This is a genomic window from Actinocrispum wychmicini (assembly GCF_004345645.1).
GTDB lineage: Bacteria > Actinomycetota > Actinomycetes > Mycobacteriales > Pseudonocardiaceae > Kibdelosporangium > Kibdelosporangium wychmicini.
Genome location: NZ_SLWS01000005.1, coordinates 37,247 through 54,781, shown reverse-complemented (window position 1 = coordinate 54,781; position 17,535 = coordinate 37,247). Strand labels below are relative to the sequence as shown.

General features: G+C 68.2%; 16 protein-coding genes. 7 read left to right on the top strand and 9 right to left on the bottom strand.

Annotation, left to right across the window (positions count from 1 at the left end):
* Positions 1-65 precede the first annotated feature (65 nt).
* Positions 66-929 (bottom strand): ROK family protein, encoded by an 864-nt coding sequence (locus EV192_RS22195; protein ID WP_132118395.1) that lies wholly within the window; start codon positions 927-929, stop codon positions 66-68.
* Between the two features lie 15 nt (positions 930-944).
* Here EV192_RS22195 and EV192_RS22190 point away from each other — a divergent pair, with 15 nt between their 5' ends.
* Positions 945-1,676 carry a copper homeostasis protein CutC gene (locus EV192_RS22190; protein WP_165960545.1) on the top strand — a complete coding sequence of 244 codons (732 nt, stop codon included), beginning with the start codon at positions 945-947 and terminating at the stop codon, positions 1,674-1,676.
* On the opposite strand, the gene EV192_RS22185 is transcribed toward EV192_RS22190, so the two are convergent.
* The 4 genes from EV192_RS22185 to EV192_RS22170 all read right to left on the bottom strand — a co-directional run bounded on the left by EV192_RS22185 (position 1,663) and on the right by EV192_RS22170 (position 6,970).
* Positions 1,663-3,240 carry an ABC transporter ATP-binding protein gene (locus EV192_RS22185; protein WP_132118391.1) on the bottom strand — a complete coding sequence of 526 codons (1,578 nt, stop codon included), beginning with the start codon at positions 3,238-3,240 and terminating at the stop codon, positions 1,663-1,665. The genes EV192_RS22190 and EV192_RS22185 overlap by 14 nt on opposite strands.
* The gene (locus tag EV192_RS22180) at positions 3,240-4,091 is read right to left on the bottom strand and encodes an ABC transporter permease (protein ID WP_132118390.1); all 852 of its coding nucleotides are present in this window, start codon (positions 4,089-4,091) and stop codon (positions 3,240-3,242) included. Before EV192_RS22180 ends, EV192_RS22185 begins: the two co-directional genes overlap by 1 nt.
* Complete coding sequence (locus tag EV192_RS22175) at positions 4,088-5,041, bottom strand: ABC transporter permease (protein ID WP_165960544.1); 954 nt, start codon at positions 5,039-5,041, stop codon at positions 4,088-4,090. The genes EV192_RS22180 and EV192_RS22175 overlap by 4 nt, the downstream gene beginning before the upstream one ends.
* 162 nt (positions 5,042-5,203) lie before the next feature.
* Entirely contained in the window at positions 5,204-6,970 is a 1,767-nt protein-coding gene (locus EV192_RS22170; RefSeq protein ID WP_132118388.1) for a peptide ABC transporter substrate-binding protein, read from the bottom strand.
* Between the two features lie 138 nt (positions 6,971-7,108).
* Between EV192_RS22170 and EV192_RS22165 the strand changes: the two genes are divergently transcribed.
* Together EV192_RS22165 and EV192_RS22160 are read left to right on the top strand one after the other, a co-directional pair.
* Entirely contained in the window at positions 7,109-8,224 is a 1,116-nt protein-coding gene (locus tag EV192_RS22165; protein ID WP_132118386.1) for an ROK family transcriptional regulator, read from the top strand.
* Positions 8,225-8,226: 2 nt separating this feature from the next.
* On the top strand, positions 8,227-9,648 hold the full coding sequence (locus tag EV192_RS22160; protein WP_132118384.1) for a M81 family metallopeptidase: 1,422 nt from the start codon (positions 8,227-8,229) through the stop codon (positions 9,646-9,648).
* A gap of 1 nt (position 9,649) precedes the next feature.
* Here the strand turns inward: EV192_RS22160 and glyA are convergent, their stop codons facing one another.
* Positions 9,650-10,906 (bottom strand): serine hydroxymethyltransferase, encoded by a 1,257-nt coding sequence (glyA, locus tag EV192_RS22155; RefSeq protein ID WP_132118382.1) that lies wholly within the window; start codon positions 10,904-10,906, stop codon positions 9,650-9,652.
* 74 nt (positions 10,907-10,980) lie between these two features.
* Between glyA and EV192_RS22150 the strand changes: the two genes are divergently transcribed.
* Entirely contained in the window at positions 10,981-11,430 is a 450-nt protein-coding gene (locus EV192_RS22150) for a DUF4442 domain-containing protein (RefSeq protein WP_132118380.1), read from the top strand.
* Here EV192_RS22150 and EV192_RS22145 read toward each other — a convergent pair.
* On the bottom strand, positions 11,427-11,846 hold the full coding sequence (locus EV192_RS22145) for an uL11 family ribosomal protein (RefSeq protein WP_132118378.1): 420 nt from the start codon (positions 11,844-11,846) through the stop codon (positions 11,427-11,429). The genes EV192_RS22150 and EV192_RS22145 overlap by 4 nt on opposite strands.
* 89 nt (positions 11,847-11,935) lie before the next feature.
* The gene (locus EV192_RS22140) at positions 11,936-12,937 is read right to left on the bottom strand and encodes a LysR family transcriptional regulator (RefSeq protein ID WP_132118376.1); all 1,002 of its coding nucleotides are present in this window, start codon (positions 12,935-12,937) and stop codon (positions 11,936-11,938) included.
* A 299-nt stretch (positions 12,938-13,236) separates the two neighbouring features.
* On the opposite strand from EV192_RS22140, the gene EV192_RS22135 reads away from it, so the two are divergent.
* The 3 genes from EV192_RS22135 to EV192_RS22125 all read left to right on the top strand — a co-directional run bounded on the left by EV192_RS22135 (position 13,237) and on the right by EV192_RS22125 (position 16,918).
* The gene (locus EV192_RS22135) at positions 13,237-14,475 is read left to right on the top strand and encodes an MFS transporter (RefSeq protein WP_132118374.1); all 1,239 of its coding nucleotides are present in this window, start codon (positions 13,237-13,239) and stop codon (positions 14,473-14,475) included.
* A 141-nt stretch (positions 14,476-14,616) separates the two neighbouring features.
* Complete coding sequence (locus EV192_RS22130) at positions 14,617-15,891, top strand: GGDEF domain-containing protein (protein ID WP_243726996.1); 1,275 nt, start codon at positions 14,617-14,619, stop codon at positions 15,889-15,891.
* Positions 15,892-15,931: 40 nt separating this feature from the next.
* Positions 15,932-16,918: a serine hydrolase domain-containing protein gene (locus EV192_RS22125; RefSeq protein WP_132118372.1), complete on the top strand. Its 987-nt coding sequence runs from the start codon at positions 15,932-15,934 to the stop codon at positions 16,916-16,918.
* Here EV192_RS22125 and EV192_RS22120 read toward each other — a convergent pair.
* Positions 16,915-17,292 carry a hypothetical protein gene (locus EV192_RS22120; protein WP_132118370.1) on the bottom strand — a complete coding sequence of 126 codons (378 nt, stop codon included), beginning with the start codon at positions 17,290-17,292 and terminating at the stop codon, positions 16,915-16,917. The genes EV192_RS22125 and EV192_RS22120 overlap by 4 nt on opposite strands.
* Positions 17,293-17,535: the final 243 nt, after the last annotated feature.

Genomic DNA, 17,535 nt, shown 5'->3' with positions numbered 1-17,535 from the left:
GGCCTTCATCAAACGAATTAGCTGTGAGGCGAGTCGCACCCCTACCAGTGGTCGCTGAAGCACGCCTAGTGAGCGGCTTGAGCCAGCGCCGCCGCGCCGATGGCCGCGGCGTGTCCGCCCAGGCGGGCGGGCTCGATCAGCAGGCCGGCGTTCGTGTCCAGGACCGAGGCCCGGACCGTCGCCCAGCAGGACGGTCCGAGCAGGTCCCACGCGGCCAGGACACCGCCGCCGAGAACCGCGATCTCGCTGTCCAGGACGGTCGCGACGACCGCGATCGCCTGGCCCAACGCCGCCCCGGCCTCGTGGAAGACCCGCAACGCGGCCTCGTCGCCCGCCCGCGCCCTGGCCGCGACCTGAGCGGCTTCGACGCCCGCGCCGTAGCGACGGCCGATCGACCGTCCGGAGGCGACCGACTCCAGATGCCCGCGCGCGCCGCACGTACACGGCTCGTCGCCGAACCCCGGCGTGTGGCCGATCTCTCCCGCGCCACCGCTCGTCCCGCGAAGCAGGACGCCGTCGCTGATCAACGCGCCGCCGATGCCCGTGCCGACGGTTATGCCGAACGCGTGCCGGTAACCCCGCGCGGCGCCGACCATGGCTTCGCCGTGCAGGAAGGCGTTCACGTCGTTGTCCACGACCACCGGCAACGCGAGCGCGTCGGCGACGACGTCCGCCAGTTTCGTGCCCTGCCACCCGGGGAACGAGTCGCTGGCCGTGGTGACCTCGCCCGTCCTCGGGTCGATCACGCCGGCCGCGCCCACCCCGATGCCCTGGGCGTCGCGCTGAAGTTCACGCGCCAGGCGGAGAGCGGTGTCCAGGATCCCGCCGGGCGGCGACTCCGCCCGCCGGCTGTCCAGTACGCGCAGGTCGTCGTCGCAGCGCACGGCCTGGATCTTGGTACCGCCGATGTCCACCCCGATCCAGCTCATTGGATACTCGCAGGTGTGCGGGTAGAGATCAGTGTGGAATCGGTGGACGGGGTGCGGATCGCCGCACGGCATGGCGCGGACCGCGTGGAGTTGTGCGGGGCGCTGTCCGACGGCGGTCTGACGCCGAGTTTCGCGTTGCAGGAACTGGCCGCGATTCGGGCCGGGACCACCGAGGTGCACGCCCTGATCCGGCCGCGGCCCGGCGACTTCCGGTACTCGAAGGACGAGATCTCGGTGATGGTGCGGGACATCCGCGGGGCCGACCGGGCCGGGGTCACCGGGATGGTGGTCGGCGCGTTGGGGTCGGACGGGCTGTTGGACATGGCGGCGTGCGAGGAGTTCATCGACGCCGCCGAGGACAAGCCGGTCACGCTGCACCGCGCGATAGACGTGTGCGCGTCGCCGCAACGGGTGCTCGACCAGGCCATCGAGTTGGGGTTCAAGCGGGTGCTGACGTCCGGCGGGCAGCGGTCCGCGCTGGCCGGGGCGCCGGTGATCAAGGCGTTGGTCGAACAGGCCGCCGGCCGGATCGAGATCATGGCGTGCGGCGGTGTCCGTGCGTCGAACGCGTTGCAGGTCATCGAGGCGACCGGGGTCTCCGACATCCACGCTGGGGTGCGGGCGCCGGTGCGCGGGGACGCCGACGGTGCGGTGTCGTTCGCTGGTGTCGGTGTGCCCGAAGGGTTCGACCGCTTCGAGACCGACGCCGACGGGGTCGCGGCGTTGTGCTCGGTCATCCGCGGCTGACCCGCCTCTCCCGCTGTTCCGCCGGGTCCGGCACGGGCGCGGCGGACAGCAACTTCTGCGTGTAGTCCTCTTGGGGAGCGCCGAAAACGTCGGCCCGGCTGCCCTGTTCGACGACTCTTCCCTTGTGCATCACGGCGACCCGGTTGGCCAGCATATCCACCACGGCCAGGTCGTGGCTGATGAACAGGCAGGAGAACTCGAACCGTTCCTGCAGGTCGAGGAACAGTTCCAGGATGCTGGCCTGTACCGACACGTCCAGCGCGCTCGTCGGCTCGTCGGCGATGAGCAGGTCCGGGTTGAGGGCGAGTGCCCGCGCGATGCTCACCCGTTGCCGTTGCCCGCCGGACAGTTCGTGTGGGTAACGGTCACGCAGAGCGTTCCCGAGCTCGACGGCGTCAAGGAGTTCGCTGACCCGGTCGGTGCGGTTGTGGGCTTTGTGCAGGACGAGCGGCTCGGCAACGCACTCGGCCACAGTCATCCGTGGGTCCAAAGAGGACGCTGGATCCTGGAAGATCATGCCGATCCTGGCCCGCACCGGCTTCAACACGCGCGCGGACATCTTCGCGATGTCGTTGCCGAACAGTTCGATCCGGCCAGCGGTCGGCTTCTGCAGGCCGACCGCGCACCGGCCGACCGTGGTCTTGCCGGACCCGGATTCGCCGACCAGGCCGAGGACCTCGCCCTTGCCGATCTGGAACGTGACCTCGTCGACCGCCCGGTGCCCGCCGAACGACACCACCAGGTCACGGACCCTGAGCACAGGCTCGGTGTCCTTGGCCTGCCGTGTTCCGCTGCCCAGCCGGGGCACGGCCTTGAGCAACCGGCGGGTGTACTCGTGGCTCGGCCGCAGCAGGACGTCGTCGACGTCGCCCTGCTCGACGAGCCTGCCCTCGTACATCACGACCACGCGGTCGGCCAGGTCCGCGACCACGCCCATGCTGTGGGTGATCAGGACGATCGCGGTGCCGAGCCGGTCGCGCAGCTCCCGCAGCAGATCCAGGATCTCGGCCTGCACGGTCACGTCCAGCGCGGTCGTCGGCTCGTCCGCGATGATCACCTTGGGGTCGCAGGAGATGGCCATGGCGATCATCACCCGTTGTCGCATTCCGCCGGACAGTTCGTGCGGGTACTGCTTCATCCGCGCTTCGGGCCGGTCCAGTCCGACGAGAGTCAGCAGTTCCTTGACGCGGGCGGTCCGTTTCTCCTTTGACAGGTTCTGATGCAGTTTGACGGCTTCGTCGAGCTGCCAGCCGATTGTGTGCACCGGGCTGAGCGCGGTCATCGGTTCCTGGAAGATCATGGCGATCTCGTTGCCGCGCAGGGCCCGCATCCGCCGGTTGTCCAGGTCGAGGATCTCGTTGTCGGCGAGCCGGATGCCGCCTTCGGACCAGGCGTTGCGCGGCAGCAGCCCGAGCGCGGACATCGCCGTGACACTCTTTCCCGAGCCGGACTCGCCAACCACGGCGACGACCTCGCCCTTGCGTACCGCGAAACTCACCTTGTCGGTGGCCCGTGCCTGCCCGAATCCCACGGACACGGCGTCGAACTCAAGTACGACATCCATCAACGGCCCCCGAACTTCACGTCGAACGCGTCCCGCAGGCCGTCGCCGATGAAATTGAACGCGCACACGGTCATCACGATCAGCAACCCGGGCGGCAGGATCAGCCACCAAGCGCCGTCGTGCGCGTATGTCAGGCCGTCGCTGAGCATGCCGCCCCAGTTCGCGGCGGGCGGCGGGATCCCCAATCCCAGGAAGCTCACATAGGCGACGAGCAGAACGGCGTCGGCGATCTGGAAAGTCGCGTTCACGATGACCGTGCCGATCGCATTCGGAATGATGTGCCGGCCAATCGCCCGAATGTTCCCGCCGCCCATCAACCGCATCGCCTCGACATAGGCGCGGCTCCTGAGTGCGACCGACTCGGCCCGCATCAACCGCGCGGGCACCAGCCACGAAACGAAGCCGATCACGAGAATGAGCATCGGCACACTCGGCGTGCTGATCGCCGCGGCCACCACCAACAGGAACAACGCGGGAATGGCGATCCCGGCGTCGACGACCCGCATCATCACCGCTTCGACCCAACCGCCCGTATAGCCGGCGACCGCGCCCCACAACGTGCCGATGAAGGTCGCCAGCACGCCGGCCGCCAACCCGATCACAAGCGACGTCTGCCCGGCCAGCATGAGCCTGCCGAGCAGGTCGTAGCCAAGGTCGTCGGTGCCCAACGGATGGCCGGCGGCACCAGGCTTCAACCGGCCCTCGCCGAGCGACGTCAGCACCTGCTCGGTGTGGTAGAAGAGCGGTCCGAGAAAGCAGAACGCCAGCAGCAGCACCAGCAGCACAAAGCCGACAATGGCGAGTTTGTTGCGCAGGAACCTGTTCAGCCTGCGCGCGGTCGGCCCGCTCATGTCCGCACCCGCCGGGTCCGCGGATCGATCAGCGCCTGCGCCACGTCCGCCAGCAGCGACCCCACCACGGTCGCCACCGAGATCATCAGCACCACGCCGAGCAGAATGGGAAAGTCCGAGGTCTGCGCGGCATTCCAGAACAACAACCCCATCCCCGGGAAATTGAACAACTTCTCGATGACCAGCGCGCCACCGAACAACACCGGAAGGTAGTAGCCGAGCATGGCCACCACGGACGTCAACGAGTTCTTGAGCACGTGCCGCCGGAGAATCCGCGCCTCGGAAGCACCCTTCGCCCGTGCGGTGCGGACATAGTCCTCATCCAGATTGTCCACAACGGACGATCGAAGGTAACGGCTGAAGATCGCGACCGTGGTGGTGGCCCCGGTGAGCACGGGCAGGATCAACGCCTTGGAGTCCGCGAAAATCCCACCCAACGTCTCGGCCTGTGGCGCCTCCACCGGGAAGATCCCCCAGTTGAGGGCGAACACGATCAGCAGAATGAACCCGACCAGGAACACCGGCGTCGAGTACATCAACAAAGCCAACACACTCAGCACGTAGTCGGTCGGCCGGTTGCGCCGGACGGCCTGCCAGATACCCAGCGGAACGGCGATGACCAAAGAGACCAAAGTAGACAGAACGGTGAGCACGAGGGTCCTCGGCAGCCGAGCCGCGATCAGGTCGCCGACCCGCTGGTTCAGCTGGTACGACTCACCGAGATCGCCGGACAGCAACCGCCCGAGAAAGTGGAAGTACTGGACGGGCAACGGCTGGTCCAACCCCTGCTCGTGCTCGAACGCCTGAATCTGCTCCGCGGTGGCCTGAATCCCGAGAATGCCCCGAGCCGGCCCACCGGGAAGCTGGTGCAGGAGAAAGAAGACAACAATCGTGACAACGAACACCACGACAACGGCCTGAGCGACCCGCCACAGCAAATACTTAGCCACAGGGCACCCCCAGCCCCGCACTGGATACGCAAGCAGCCCCCACCCTCTCCGGGGGGCGACCCCGGGGCCAGTCTATCGGTGATGTTGGGGAATGGGGGGGAATGGCCCCGGGAAGCCCGTGCGAACGGACCGCTCGCACGGACTTCACTCGGATGGGGTGGGTCACGAAGTCGCCCAGCGTTGGGGTTGCATGCTGGCGAGGGGGTCCTGGATGCCCACGGTGACGTTCTTCTTGATCGCCGAGATCTGGTACACCGGGTTCGGCAGCCAGATCACCGGGAGCTGCTGGGTCAGGTATTCACTGTACGCCTTCATCGAGGCCGAGTCCGCTGTGGACGTTGACGCCGCGATCAGCTCGTCCGCTTTCGGGTCGGTGTAGCTGCCCAGGTTGGAGGTCGCGCCAGTGCCGAAGATCCGCTCGCCGCTCGGGTAGGCCGGGAAGTACCAGCTGCCCTGCGTGCCGAAGAAGGACAGCTGCCACGAGCACTCCGGCTGGTTGGGCGTGCATGCCTTGCTGTTGCCCAGCACGGTGTCCAGTGGGGCCTGCTTGAGATCGAGGGCGACGCCGATCTTCGACAGCGAGGACTTCAGCTCGGCCATCATGTTGTCGGTCTCTTTGGAGCCGCTCTCGGCGAGCAGGGTCAGCCGCAACGGGGTTCCCGCGGCGATTCCCGGGCCGCACTTGTCCGGCGCGGTACAGGTGGCGACGCCGTCGCTGCCGGTCGTCCAGCCGTGTGACTCCAGGAGTTCCTTGCCCTTCGCGATGTCGAAGGGGTACGGGTTGGTCTTCTGGGCGTCCGAGATGAACGGGGACGACGGGTCCTGCGGAACCGGGCCGTATCCGGCGACCGCCATGTCCCGCCAGATGTTCTTGACGATCGAGTTCTGGTCGACCGCGTGCTGGATGGCCTGCCGGACGTACAGCTGCTTGAAGACCGGGCCGGCCTGCGGGTTGTTGAAGTTGTACGGGATGTACGTGATCGCCCAGCCCTTCCACGGCTGGACCGCGTAGCCCTTCTGCTCCAGCGACGAGCGCTGGTTGAGGTTCGCGGACGCCAGGTAGCCGTAGTCGATCCCGCCCGTCTGCAGGACGTTGAACTCGGCGTCCGCGCTGGTGAACGGCTTGAACGACACCTTGTCCAGCTTCGCGGTGTCCGCGCCGGTGTACTTCGGGTTCTTGGCCAGGGTGACCTGGCCGCCGGTGGTGTACTCCTGCACCGAGAACGGGCCGTCGACGGTCTTCCACAGCGGGTTCGTCTGGTACGACGGCAGGTCCTTGGCCTGCGCCACGAGGAAGTCGAAGACCTGCTGGGCGCCGGCCTCGGTCCGGTCGTGGTCGCCGATCGGGCCGTCCGCCGCGGTCTTGTCCCACGCGGCCTGTGGCAGCGGGCGGACGTTGTAGAGCTGGTTGGCGGTGAACCAGTCCGGGCTGTACGCCTTGTCCAGGGTGAACGTGAAGGTCTTGTCGTCCTTGGCGGTGAAGGACGTGAGGTCGTCCGGCAGCCGGCCCTTGGCGTAGCCGCCCCACTTGGACTTGTTGGCCTTGACCAGGTTGTACCAGAACTCGACGTCCCTTGTGGTCAGTTTCTGGCCGCTGGACCAGGTCAGGTCCTTGAGCGTGACGGTCACCGACTTGCCGTCGGGGCTGTACTGCGGCGGGTTGCCCGCGCTGGACTTCGGGTCCATGGCGACCGTGCCCGACGTGCCGTTGAACGAGTACAGCGGCACGTACAGCAGCTCGTAGATGGACGAGTTGTAGGTCGCCAGGTGACCTGGGATGCCGAGCGGCAGGATCCAGTTCGGCGTGGCGTTGGGCGGCAGGGCGAACGTGACCGTGCCGCTCGAGGTGGACTGCGTCGTCGGCTCACTGCTGCAGCCGGCGGCCAGCAGGGCCGCGGCCGCGGCGGCGGCAAGCAACCGGCGGGACATCGCGCCTCCCGTGTTCGTGGGTGATTCGCCGGACGTTAATCCCAGATACGAACGAAATACAAGCCCTCTCGTCGTAAGAGTGAACTTGCTGTAGCATTTTCGACGTAACTTAGTTCGTTTCCGAACAAAGGAGACGGTATGCCGGTGGCGGACGCGGAGATCCTGCGGCTCGTGTCCTCCGGCGCGGCCTCGTCCCGAACGGACCTGGCCCGCTTGCTCGGCCTCGCCCGCTCCACGGTCTCGCTGCGAGTCCAGGACCTGATCGACGCCGGCCTGCTCACCGAGACCGGCGAAGGCCCGTCGCGCGGCGGCCGACGACCCCGCGTGTTACGACCCGCGGGCGGCCGGGGCTACGTCGTCGGTGTCGACGTCGGCGCGCAACACGTCCGAGTCGCGGCGTTCGACCAGTCCGGCGAAAGCCTGCACGCCGCCGAACACGCCCAGGACATCGCCCTCGGCCCGGAAGCCGGCCTGGCCGGCCTGCTCGACATCGTCGCCGGAATCGGTGAATCCCTTGCCGACCACCGACTTCTCGGGATCGGCATCGGGCTGCCCGGACCGGTGAACTACCCGGACGGACGAGTCGAAGGCGCGTCCCGGATGCCCGGGTGGAACGGCTTCGGCGTCCGTGACTGGCTCGCCGCGCACCTGGACGTGCCCGTGGCCGTCGACAACGACGCCAACATGGTCGCGCTGGGCGAGTTCCACACCCGCAACCGCGGCCCCGAACACCTCGTGGTGGTGAAAGCCGGCACCGGCGTCGGGTGTGGCGTGATCGCGTCCGGTGTCATCCACCGCGGCGCGAACGGAGTCTCCGGCGACGTCAGCCATGTCCGGGTGACAGCGGGCGGCGAAACCCCGTGCAGCTGCGGGAACACCGGGTGCCTGGAGACCATCGCCAGCGGCGCGGCCGTGGCCCGCAACGTGGGCGTCGCCCAGACCGGGGACCTGATCGAACTGGTCGGCAATGCCGACGCGAAGGCCACCGCGGCGGTTCGCCGCGCGGGCGGCCACCTCGGCGAAGTGCTGTCCACTGTGGTCAACTTCTTCAACCCGCACGCCGTGCTGCTGACCGGGCGGCTCGCGTCGATCGAGCCGTACGTGGCCGCGGTCCGTGGCGCGCTGTACGAGCGTTGCCTGCCGATGGCGACGCAGAACCTGGAAGTCGCGGTCGCCTCGGCCGGCGCGGACGCCGGTGTGCTCGGGGCCGGCCGGCTGGCACTGGACCAGGTGCACCGCAAAGGAAAGGACTAGGCTTGCGGATCGGGATCGCCGGAATCGCCATCGAGAGCAGCACGTTCTCGCCACACCGCACCGGACTGGCCGACTTCCGGGTGACCAGGGGTGCGGACCTGCTCGCCCGCTACACGTGGACCGCGAACTCCGATGTGGAGTGGGTTCCGTTGCTGCACGCCGTTTCCCTACCGGGCGGGGCGGTGCAAGCGGACGTGTACGCGTCGTTGAAGTCCGAGATCCTCGCCCGTCTGGTCGGCGCCGGCCCGTTGGACGGCCTGGTGCTGGACATCCACGGCGCGATGAGCGTGGTCGGGCTGGCCGACGCCGAAGCCGACCTGGTCGCCGCGATCCGCGCCACAGTGGGTCCGTCGGTGCTGATCTCGGCGTCCATGGACCTGCACGGAAACGTGTCGCATGACTTCGTCGCACACCTGGACCTGGTGACGTGCTACCGCATGGCGCCGCACGAAGACGCTTGGGAGACAAAGGAACGAGCCGCCCGCAACCTCGTCGCGCGACTGCGTTCCGGTGTGCGGCCGCACTTGGCGTGGGTGCAGGTGCCCGTGCTGCTGCCCGGGGAGAAGACCAGCACCCGGATCGAGCCCGCGCACAGCCTGTACGGCCGGATCCCCGCCATCGAGGCCACGGACGGCATCCTGGACGCGTCGATCTGGGTGGGCTACGCGTGGGCCGACGAACCCCGCTGCCAGGCCGCGGTCGTCGTCACCGGCGACGACCCCCAGCTCGTCCAGGACACTGCCACGTCCCTCGCCGAGGACTACTGGCGGGCCCGCGCCGACTTCGCTTTCGTCGCCCCCACCGGAACCCTGGCCGAGTGCGTGGCCCAAGGCCTGGCAAGCACGGCACGCCCGTTCTTCATCAGCGACTCGGGCGACAACCCGACCGCGGGCGGCGCGGGCGACGTGTCATGGACCCTGGGGAAGTTGCTGGCGTACCCGTCGCTCTCAGCGATCTACGCGAGCATCGTCGACCCGGCCGCGGTCGCCGTAGCAGCCGCTGCCAAGGTGGGCGGACAGGTGGACCTGCTGGTCGGGGGCAAGATCGATCCCGGCCCGTCCGGACCCGTCCGGGTCACCGGCACGGTCCGGACCGTCCGCGAGGACCCGGTCGGCGGGACGGTCGTCGTGGTTCAGGCCGGCGGCGTGCACGTGATCATCACTGAGCGCCGCAAGCCCTACCACCTCGTGCGCGACTTCACCGACCTCGGCCTGGACCCGGCCACGGTCGACCTGACGTTCGTCAAGATCGGCTACCTGGAGCCGGAACTGTACGACCTGGCCGAGGGCTGGCTGCTCGCACTGACTCCCGGCGGGGTCGACCAGGACCTGCTTCGCTTGGGCCACAAGGGAATCCAGCGTCCCATGTACCCGTTCGACCCGGACATGCCCACCCCGGACCTGACCGCCACCCTGCTGCGGTAGCTCAGCCCCAGCCGGGCATCGGGTAGCCGGCGAGCAGGTCGCGGATCTCGCCCGCGGTCCGCTTGAGCACCGCTTCGTCGCCCGCGTTGGTCACGACCGTGTCGATCCACTCGGCGAGCTTCGGCATGTGGTCGACGGTCAGGCCGCGGGTGGTGATCGCGCCGGTGCCCAGGCGCAGGCCGGACGGGTCGAAAGGCTTGCGCGGGTCGAACGGGACCGTGTTGTAGTTCAGTTCGATTCCCGCGTTGTCCAAGGCTTTCGCGGCCGGCTTCCCGGCGATTCCCTTGTTCGTCAGGTCGATCAGGATCAGGTGGTTGTCCGTGCCGCCGGACACCAGGTCGAAGCCTCGCGCGGTCAACGCTTCCGCCAGCGCCGACGCGTTGGCGACGACGTTGTGCGCGTATGTCGAGAACTCCGGCTTGCTCGCCTCGCCGAGGGCGACGGCGATCGCCGCGGTCGTGTGGTTGTGCGGGCCGCCCTGCAGGCCGGGGAACACGGCTTTGTCCAAGGCTTTCGCGTGGTCCGCGTCGGACATCAGCATCGCGCCACGGGGCCCGCGGAGGGTCTTGTGGGTCGTCGTGGAGATGACCGGGGCGTGCCCGACGGGCGACGGGTGGGCGCCACCCGCGATGAGGCCGGCGATGTGCGCGATGTCCGCCGCGAGGACGGCGCCGACCTCGTTCGCGATCGCCGCGAACGCCGGGAAGTCGATGGTGCGCGGGATGGCCGTGCCGCCGCAGAACATCAGCTTGGGCCGCTCGGCCAGGGCCAACTCACGGACCTCGTCCATGTCGACCCGGCCGGTGTCCTTGCGTACGCCGTACGCGACGCTGCGGAACCACTTGCCGGTCGCGGACACGCTCCAGCCGTGCGTGAGGTGGCCGCCGGCGGGCAGCGCCATCCCCATCACCGTGTCGCCCGGCTGCAGGAACGCCAGGTAGATGGCCAGGTTCGCGGGCGAGCCGGAGTAGGGCTGGACATTCGCGTGGTCCACGCCGAAGACGACCTTGGCGCGGTCGATGGCCAGCGTCTCGATCGGGTCGATGAGCTGCTGGCCCTCGTAGTAGCGCTTGCCGGCGTACCCCTCGGAGTACTTGTTCGTCAGAACCGTGCCGGTGGCCTCGAGAACCGCCTGGGACACGTAGTTCTCCGACGCGATGAGCCGGATCTTGGCGTACTGGCGCTCGGCCTCGGCCTCGACCAGACCGGCGATCTCGGGGTCAGCGGAGGCGAGTTGGGTAATCGCGGGCTGATGCACGGTGGACGAGTGTAGTTGCCCGGCTCAGAGGCCAACTGTTACCACATATGTTACCGACGAGTAGTATCGGTGGCATGGACTACGGCATGATCGGCGAAGCCATGCGGAACACGGTCCCCTGGGTCCGCACCGCGGGGATCACCTTCAAAGAGGTCACGGCGACCCACGCGGTCGCCCATCTGCCTGACGTCGAGGGCAACCACAACCACGTGGGCGGACCGCACGCGGCGGTCGCGTTCGGACTGGGCGAGACGGCGTCCGGCGCGGTCCTGCTCGCCGCGTTCGCCAACGAGCTGGGCCGCGCCGTTCCCCTGGTCGCCCGGTCGGAGGTCACCTACAAGAAGGTGGCCATGGGCGACCTGACCGCGACCGCGGAACTCGGCCGTCCGCACGACGAGGTGGTCGCCGAGCTGGACGCCGGGCAACGCCCGGAGTTCCCGGTGCACGTCACGCTCACCAACGCCGACGGGGTCACCACGGCCGAACTGACCGTGACCTGGACACTGCGTCCGAACCGGACTTAAGCGATCCGAACGCCCATCGAGCGCGCTGTGCCCGCGATCGTGCGCATGGCCGCCTCGATGTCCGTGGTGTTCAGGTCGGGCAGTTTCCGGGTCGCGATGTCCCGCAGCTGGTTCTGGCTCAGCACGCCAGCGGGCTCGTGCCCCGGCGTGCTGGACCCCTTGCCGCCCAGCGCCTTCTTGATGAGAAACGCGGTGGGCGGGGTTTTCAGCCGTAGCGCGAAAGTGCGGTCCTCGAAGACCGTGACGACGACCGGGACGACGTCGCCACGCTGGGCCGCGGTCGCCGCGTCGTAGTCCTTTTTGATCGCGACCAGGTTGACACCGGTCTGCCCGAGCATCTTGCCCAGCTCGACGACCGGTGCCTCGCCGGCCGCCAGTTCCAACGTGACCTGGTGGGTTTTTCTCTTCGGTGGCATCGCTCGCCGTCCTTTCCTCGACGGCGAGCGACGCTAAAGTCTCCGGTCACTGGAGAGTCAAAGCTGTTTTCCGGAACGCCATGCGTTGGTTATTGGGGGTGGCTTGGCCTGACCAACCTGAGCGCGGCGTCCAGCTCGACGTGCGCCTCGGGATGCTCGGCCCACCAGCGCGTGAAGTAGGGGTTGCGGTCGACCACCGCGCGGTACGCGTGCGCGGCGCACGCGAACGCCTCGTGGGCCCGTCCGGCGACCAGACCGTCCGCCCGGGTCGCCACCATCACCCGGATTGATATCGGGTCGTCCCGCAGCGGCCGGATGGCGATCCCGTCCCAGCTGCGCGACGCCGGCGACGCCAGTGACACCGCGCCGGCCGAGATGAGCGCCCGAGCGGCCCCCGACTCGATGACGTGGTGCGTGATCCGCGGCGTGAACCCGAGCGTCGCGCAGGCCGCGTTCAGCTGCATCCGCGCGCTGTCGTACTCGGGCGGGAGCGCGACCCAGTCGGCGTCGGCCATCTCGGCCAGCGGGACCGTGTCGTACCTGGCCAACGGGCTGTCCTGGGAGACCGCGGCGAACTGCGGCTCGTGTAACAGGGTCCGGACTTCGATGTTGGACAGCTGCCGGCGCTCGACGCCCTCGAAGTAGTCGAAGACCGCGACGTTGGCGCGTTTCGACACCAGCATGTCCAGCAGCGTCTGCCAGGACCAGTCGATCTCGGTCCGCACCTCGGTACACCGGAACCGGGCCCGCAGCTCGTCCACCAGCTGGCTGACCCACAGCATGGGCATGGCCGCGAGGACGAACGGCCCCTGGGACGGCACGCTCGCCCGTTCCCGCGCGGACGACAGCAGCTGGGAGAGGTCGTCAAGAACCACGTGGGCCGAACGGATGACGTACCTACCCAGATCGGTCGGCACGCTGCCCGCAGGCGTCCGCTCGAAGAGCTGACCACCGACCAGACGCTCCACCGAGCGCAGCTGCGCGCTCAACGCCGGCTGGGTCAACCCAAGCCGGGCCGCGGCCTTGGTCACGCTGCCCTCTTCGGCGATCGCACACACCGCTCGGAGGTGCCGAAGCTCCAACTCAGCCATAAGTGTTCTTGATACCCCTTTTGGATGAGACAGAGCTAGTGGCGCAGGTCATATTTTCGGTGTCCGGTCGGTTTCGGCCGCTCACCGGAATGCGCGCGCCACCAGGCGTCCGCCGTCAGCCTGCCGGTCCGCTCCACAGGAGGACAGTGCCGGGTCCGTCGCCTGCATGACGGACCCGGCGCTACCGTTGATCACGGTGGGTACTCGCCTAAGCCCGATAGCGTGAAGGACCAGTGTCTATCGGTATTGGCTTAGTGACCGAGGGCACCTACATTAGGTGTCGACATGACGAGCAGCCAGTGACGGGGAGCATGGGGCAGTTGGCGCAGCGGTCTGGCTTCCGGGCTGCCTTCGGCGTAGGCGAGTTCCGCGCGCTGTGGGCGGCCGAAGGGCTGTCACAGCTCGGCGACCAACTCGCGCGTGTCGCACTGACCGTACTCGTCTACGCAAGCACGAATTCCGCGGCGCTGGCCGCCTTGACGCTCGCGCTCAGCTACACACCGTCGTTCCTCGGGTCGGCGCTGCTGTCCGGACTGGCCGACCGGTATCCCCGGCGTGAGGTCATGGTCGTCTGCGACCTGATCTCGACCGGGCTCGTCCTGATCATGGCCATCCCGCAGATGCCGCTGCCGGTCGTGTGCGTGGCCATGGCAGGGGTGGCACTGGTCGGCGGGCCGTTCCGGTCGGCGCGGCTGGCGCTGCTGCCCGAGGTCCTCGAAGGCGAGGCGTACGTCGCCGCGCTGGCCGTCCGCAGCATCACGATCCAGACCGCGCAACTGCTCGGGTTCACCCTCGGCGGCGTGCTCGTCGCCCTGATCAACCCGTACCTCGCACTCGCGCTGGACGCCGCCACGTTCCTCGTGTCCGCCGCGCTCGTCCGGTGGGCGGTGCCGTACCGGCCGGCGCCGCAGCAGCCGGAACAACGCAGGCGGTTCTGGTCCTCGTCACTGCACGGCGCCCGCGTGATCGCGAGCATCCCGGGCCTGCCGGCGCTGTACGTGCTCGCGATGCTCGCCGGGCTGTACATCGGCCCGGAGGGCTTGGCCGCCGCGTGGACCGCGGAACTGGGCGAGCCGACCAAGGTGGTCGGCCTGCTGATGGGCGCGCCCGCGGGCGGGCTGATCATCGGCGCGTGGCTGTTCACCAGGTTCGCCGGCCCGGAGATCCGGCCACGGCTGGTCGGACCGCTGGCCGGGCTGGCCGGGCTCGCGCTCGCGGTGTGCGTGTTCAAGCCGGGGCTGTGGGCCGCGGTGGGCATCCTGGTGCTGAGCGGCCTGTGCACCGCGTACCAGGTTCAGGTCGGCGCGTCGTTCGGCCGGTCCGCGCCGGCCGACAGCCGGGCACAGGTGATGGGCCTGCTCAACTCGGGCGCCCTCACCGTGCAGGGAATCGGCGTGCTGCTGGCCGGGGTGCTGGCCGAACAGATCGGTGTCGCGAACACCGTGGCGGCCGCTGGAGCGGTGGGTGCTCTTATCGCTGTCCCTGCGGCGGTGGCTTGGAGCCGCGCCACCGCCGCCCGGGAAACCACCACCGGATGATGCGTGTTCCGGCGGGCTTGCCGCCGCACGAAGTCAGAACTCGATCCCGCGCATGACCGGTACCTCTTTCACAGCTTTCGGTTCGGCAGTCAGAGTGTAGCTTGAGACCATCCGGGTTCCAGCAAGTGAACAGGAGAAAACTTGAGCGGGGCGGCCACCGGCGACAGCCGCGGCACCCACCCTCGCAAGTGGGCGTTGTGGCGACAGCCACGCACGATGGTGAGGTATTTCCTCGCTGTCGAAGCGATCGCGCTCGTGCTCACGGTGTTGCTCGCCACTCAGGACCGCTACGCCGGCCGGCACTGGTGGCAACTGGGAGTGATCTGCGCGCTCGCCCTGTTCCAGGCCGAGGTCAGCCGGAAGATCGAGAAGACCAGGCGGCTGATCACCAACGCGCCGCACGTGAACATGACGTCGGTGTGGGTTTTCGCCGGTGTCATCGTGCTTCCGCCGAGCCTCGCCGGGCTGGTCGCCGTGATCGCGTACCTGCACCTGTGGATCCGGGTCTGGCGCCGGATCGGCAACCGGCCGATGCACCGCGTGGTGTTCTCGACCGTGATCATCATGCTGAGCGCCTACGCCGCGTCCGGAACGTTGGCGGCCGGCGAGATGGTGCAGCAGGCTCGCGGTTGGACCGGCTCGTCGGTCACCGCGATCGTGGTGATGCTGGCCGCGCTGGTGTTCCTGATGGTGAACAACACCATGGTGACGATCGCGGCGAGACTGTACGGCCAGCCCACGCACCTCGTTCTGTCCTGGGCGGACTACGCGCTGGAGATCGCGACACTCTGCCTTGGCGCGCTCGCCGCGCTCGCGCTGGCGCACACGCCGTATCTGGTGGTCCTTGTCCTGCCGCCGTTGTTGGTGCTGCACCGGGCGGTGCTCGTCAAACAGCTCGAGGAACTGGCCACGATCGACCAGAAGACCGGCCTGCTGAACGCCACCGCCTGGCACGAGGGTGCCAAGAACGAACTGTCCAGGGCGGAACGCTCACGCGACACGTTCGGCGTGATGATGGTGGACCTCGACCATTTCAAGCGGGTCAACGACACGTACGGTCACATCGCCGGCGACGAAGTCCTCAAGGCCGTCGCCCGTGTCCTGAAGGACGAGATCCGCGACTACGACTCGGCCGGCCGGTTCGGCGGTGAGGAATTCGCTGTCCTGATCCCCAACGCGACCGCTGAGCAAGTCGTCAACACGGCGGAACGACTGCGCAGGCGGGTGACCGAGCTGGAGGTCCTCGCGCCGACGGACAGTGGCGAAACCGTTATCCGCGGGTTGAGCGCGTCGATCGGCGTGGCCATCTACCCGAACAGCGGCACCACGCTCGAACAGCTGATGCTCACCGCCGACTCGGCCGTGTACACAGCCAAGTCCAACGGTCGCAACCAGGTCGTCACGCTGTCGACTTAATTCGTTTCCGTGACTTCCGTGCCACCCATAGTATCCGCGTATGTCCTCACTGTCCGAGGAAGTCTCCTCGCTGGCCGAACAGACCGGGTTCGCCGGCGTGGTGTCGGTGACCACCGGCGACGAGGTCGAGTACGCCGCCGCGTTCGGCCTGGCCCACCGCGGCCTCTCGATCCCCAACACCGTGGACACCAGGTTCGCGATCGCCAGCGGCACCAAGGGACTCACGGCACTCACCGTGATGAGCCTTGTCACGGACGGCAAACTGGCGCTGTCCACACCTGTCCGGTCGATCCTCGGTGCGGACCTCCCGATGATCGACGACACCGTCACGGTCGAGCACCTGCTGTCCCACCGGTCCGGCATCGGCGAGTGGTACTCGGAGACCGGTGACGTCCGCGACTACCTGCTCCCCGTGCCGGCCCAGAACCTGCTGGACAGCGAGCAGTACCTGGGCGTCCTGGACGGCCACCCGCAGGACTTCGCGCCAGGCACCCGGTTCACGTACAACAACGGCGGCTACGTGGTCCTTGGCCTGATCGCGGAGCGCGTCAGTGGTACACCGTTCCATTCGCTGGTGGTCGAACGGGTCTGCGAACCGGCCGGGATGACATCCACTGAGTTCCTCCGTTCGGACACGCCCGAGTCGCGAACGGCTCTCGGCTATGTCGAGATGGACGGGACCTGGCGGACGAACGTGTTCCATCTCCCGATCCGCGGTGCCGGCGACGGCGGCATCTACAGCACGGTCGACGACTTCAGGGCCTTCTGGCCGGCCTTTCTGGCCGGCGCGATCGTGCCCGCCGACCGGGTGGCCTCGATGATCCGGCCGCACAGTGATGTCCCAGAGTATTCACTACGTTACGGACTGGGTTTCTGGCTCCGGGACACCGAGGTGATGCTGGAGGGCTACGACTCGGGCGTGTCCTTCCAGAGCGCGCACAACCCGACGACCGGCCGTACGTACACGGTCATGTCCAACACCACTGACGGCGCCTGGCCGATCGCCCGACACCTGGCGGGCGCCTAAAGATCAGGGAGCGGGTCCAGCGGCAGGCAGTCCTCAAGTTCGGCGTCGGCGGCCCGGATCACCGGCACGTACTCCTCGTCGACCTCGAGCAGCAGAGCCCCGATAGTCACGGTTGGCGGCAGCGAGCCGTACATTTCCACCGGCCCCAGCCGCAGACCGCGCGGGTACGTCGCCCACACCGACGAAGGCCGGTTGCGCCGTAACCACCGGCACCCCAGCACGATCACCTGGTTGTCGGTGACGGCGACGATGAAGTCCGCCAACATGACCGCCCGGCCGGACCACAGGGACGTGGCCGGGAAGACATACCGGAGCTGCTCCCCCACGGGCAGGAGCGCTCGACAGCGATCCCGGACGACAGCGGACAGTGGCATGACGCCCCCACCTCCCTCGCCATCCACTCTGCCAAACGTGCCCAGCCCCGGCCAAGCCCGCGATCGGTGGACAACCAGGCCAAATGGTCAGACGAACACGCGCGCCGAGCTGGCCGGACCATCCACTATGGACAAGCCGGCCGTTGCCCGCGCACAGATCACTCGAATGGCGCAAAGCCTGATATGTACGGATGGAATGCGTGACGTCCGGCCGTCTCGGCGCGATGGACAGCAGGACAGTGG

Coding starts and splice junctions, on each gene's coding strand:
- EV192_RS22145 (WP_132118378.1), bottom strand. CDS start 11,846: ATGCCACCGAAGAGAAAAACCCACCAGGTCACGTTGGAACTGGCGGCC.
- EV192_RS22140 (WP_132118376.1), bottom strand. CDS start 12,937: ATGGCTGAGTTGGAGCTTCGGCACCTCCGAGCGGTGTGTGCGATCGCC.
- EV192_RS22180 (WP_132118390.1), bottom strand. CDS start 4,091: ATGAGCGGGCCGACCGCGCGCAGGCTGAACAGGTTCCTGCGCAACAAA.
- EV192_RS22150 (WP_132118380.1), top strand. CDS start 10,981: ATGGACTACGGCATGATCGGCGAAGCCATGCGGAACACGGTCCCCTGG.
- EV192_RS22125 (WP_132118372.1), top strand. CDS start 15,932: ATGTCCTCACTGTCCGAGGAAGTCTCCTCGCTGGCCGAACAGACCGGG.
- EV192_RS22170 (WP_132118388.1), bottom strand. CDS start 6,970: ATGTCCCGCCGGTTGCTTGCCGCCGCCGCGGCCGCGGCCCTGCTGGCC.
- EV192_RS22120 (WP_132118370.1), bottom strand. CDS start 17,292: ATGCCACTGTCCGCTGTCGTCCGGGATCGCTGTCGAGCGCTCCTGCCC.
- EV192_RS22185 (WP_132118391.1), bottom strand. CDS start 3,240: ATGGATGTCGTACTTGAGTTCGACGCCGTGTCCGTGGGATTCGGGCAG.
- EV192_RS22195 (WP_132118395.1), bottom strand. CDS start 929: ATGAGCTGGATCGGGGTGGACATCGGCGGTACCAAGATCCAGGCCGTG.
- EV192_RS22165 (WP_132118386.1), top strand. CDS start 7,109: ATGCCGGTGGCGGACGCGGAGATCCTGCGGCTCGTGTCCTCCGGCGCG.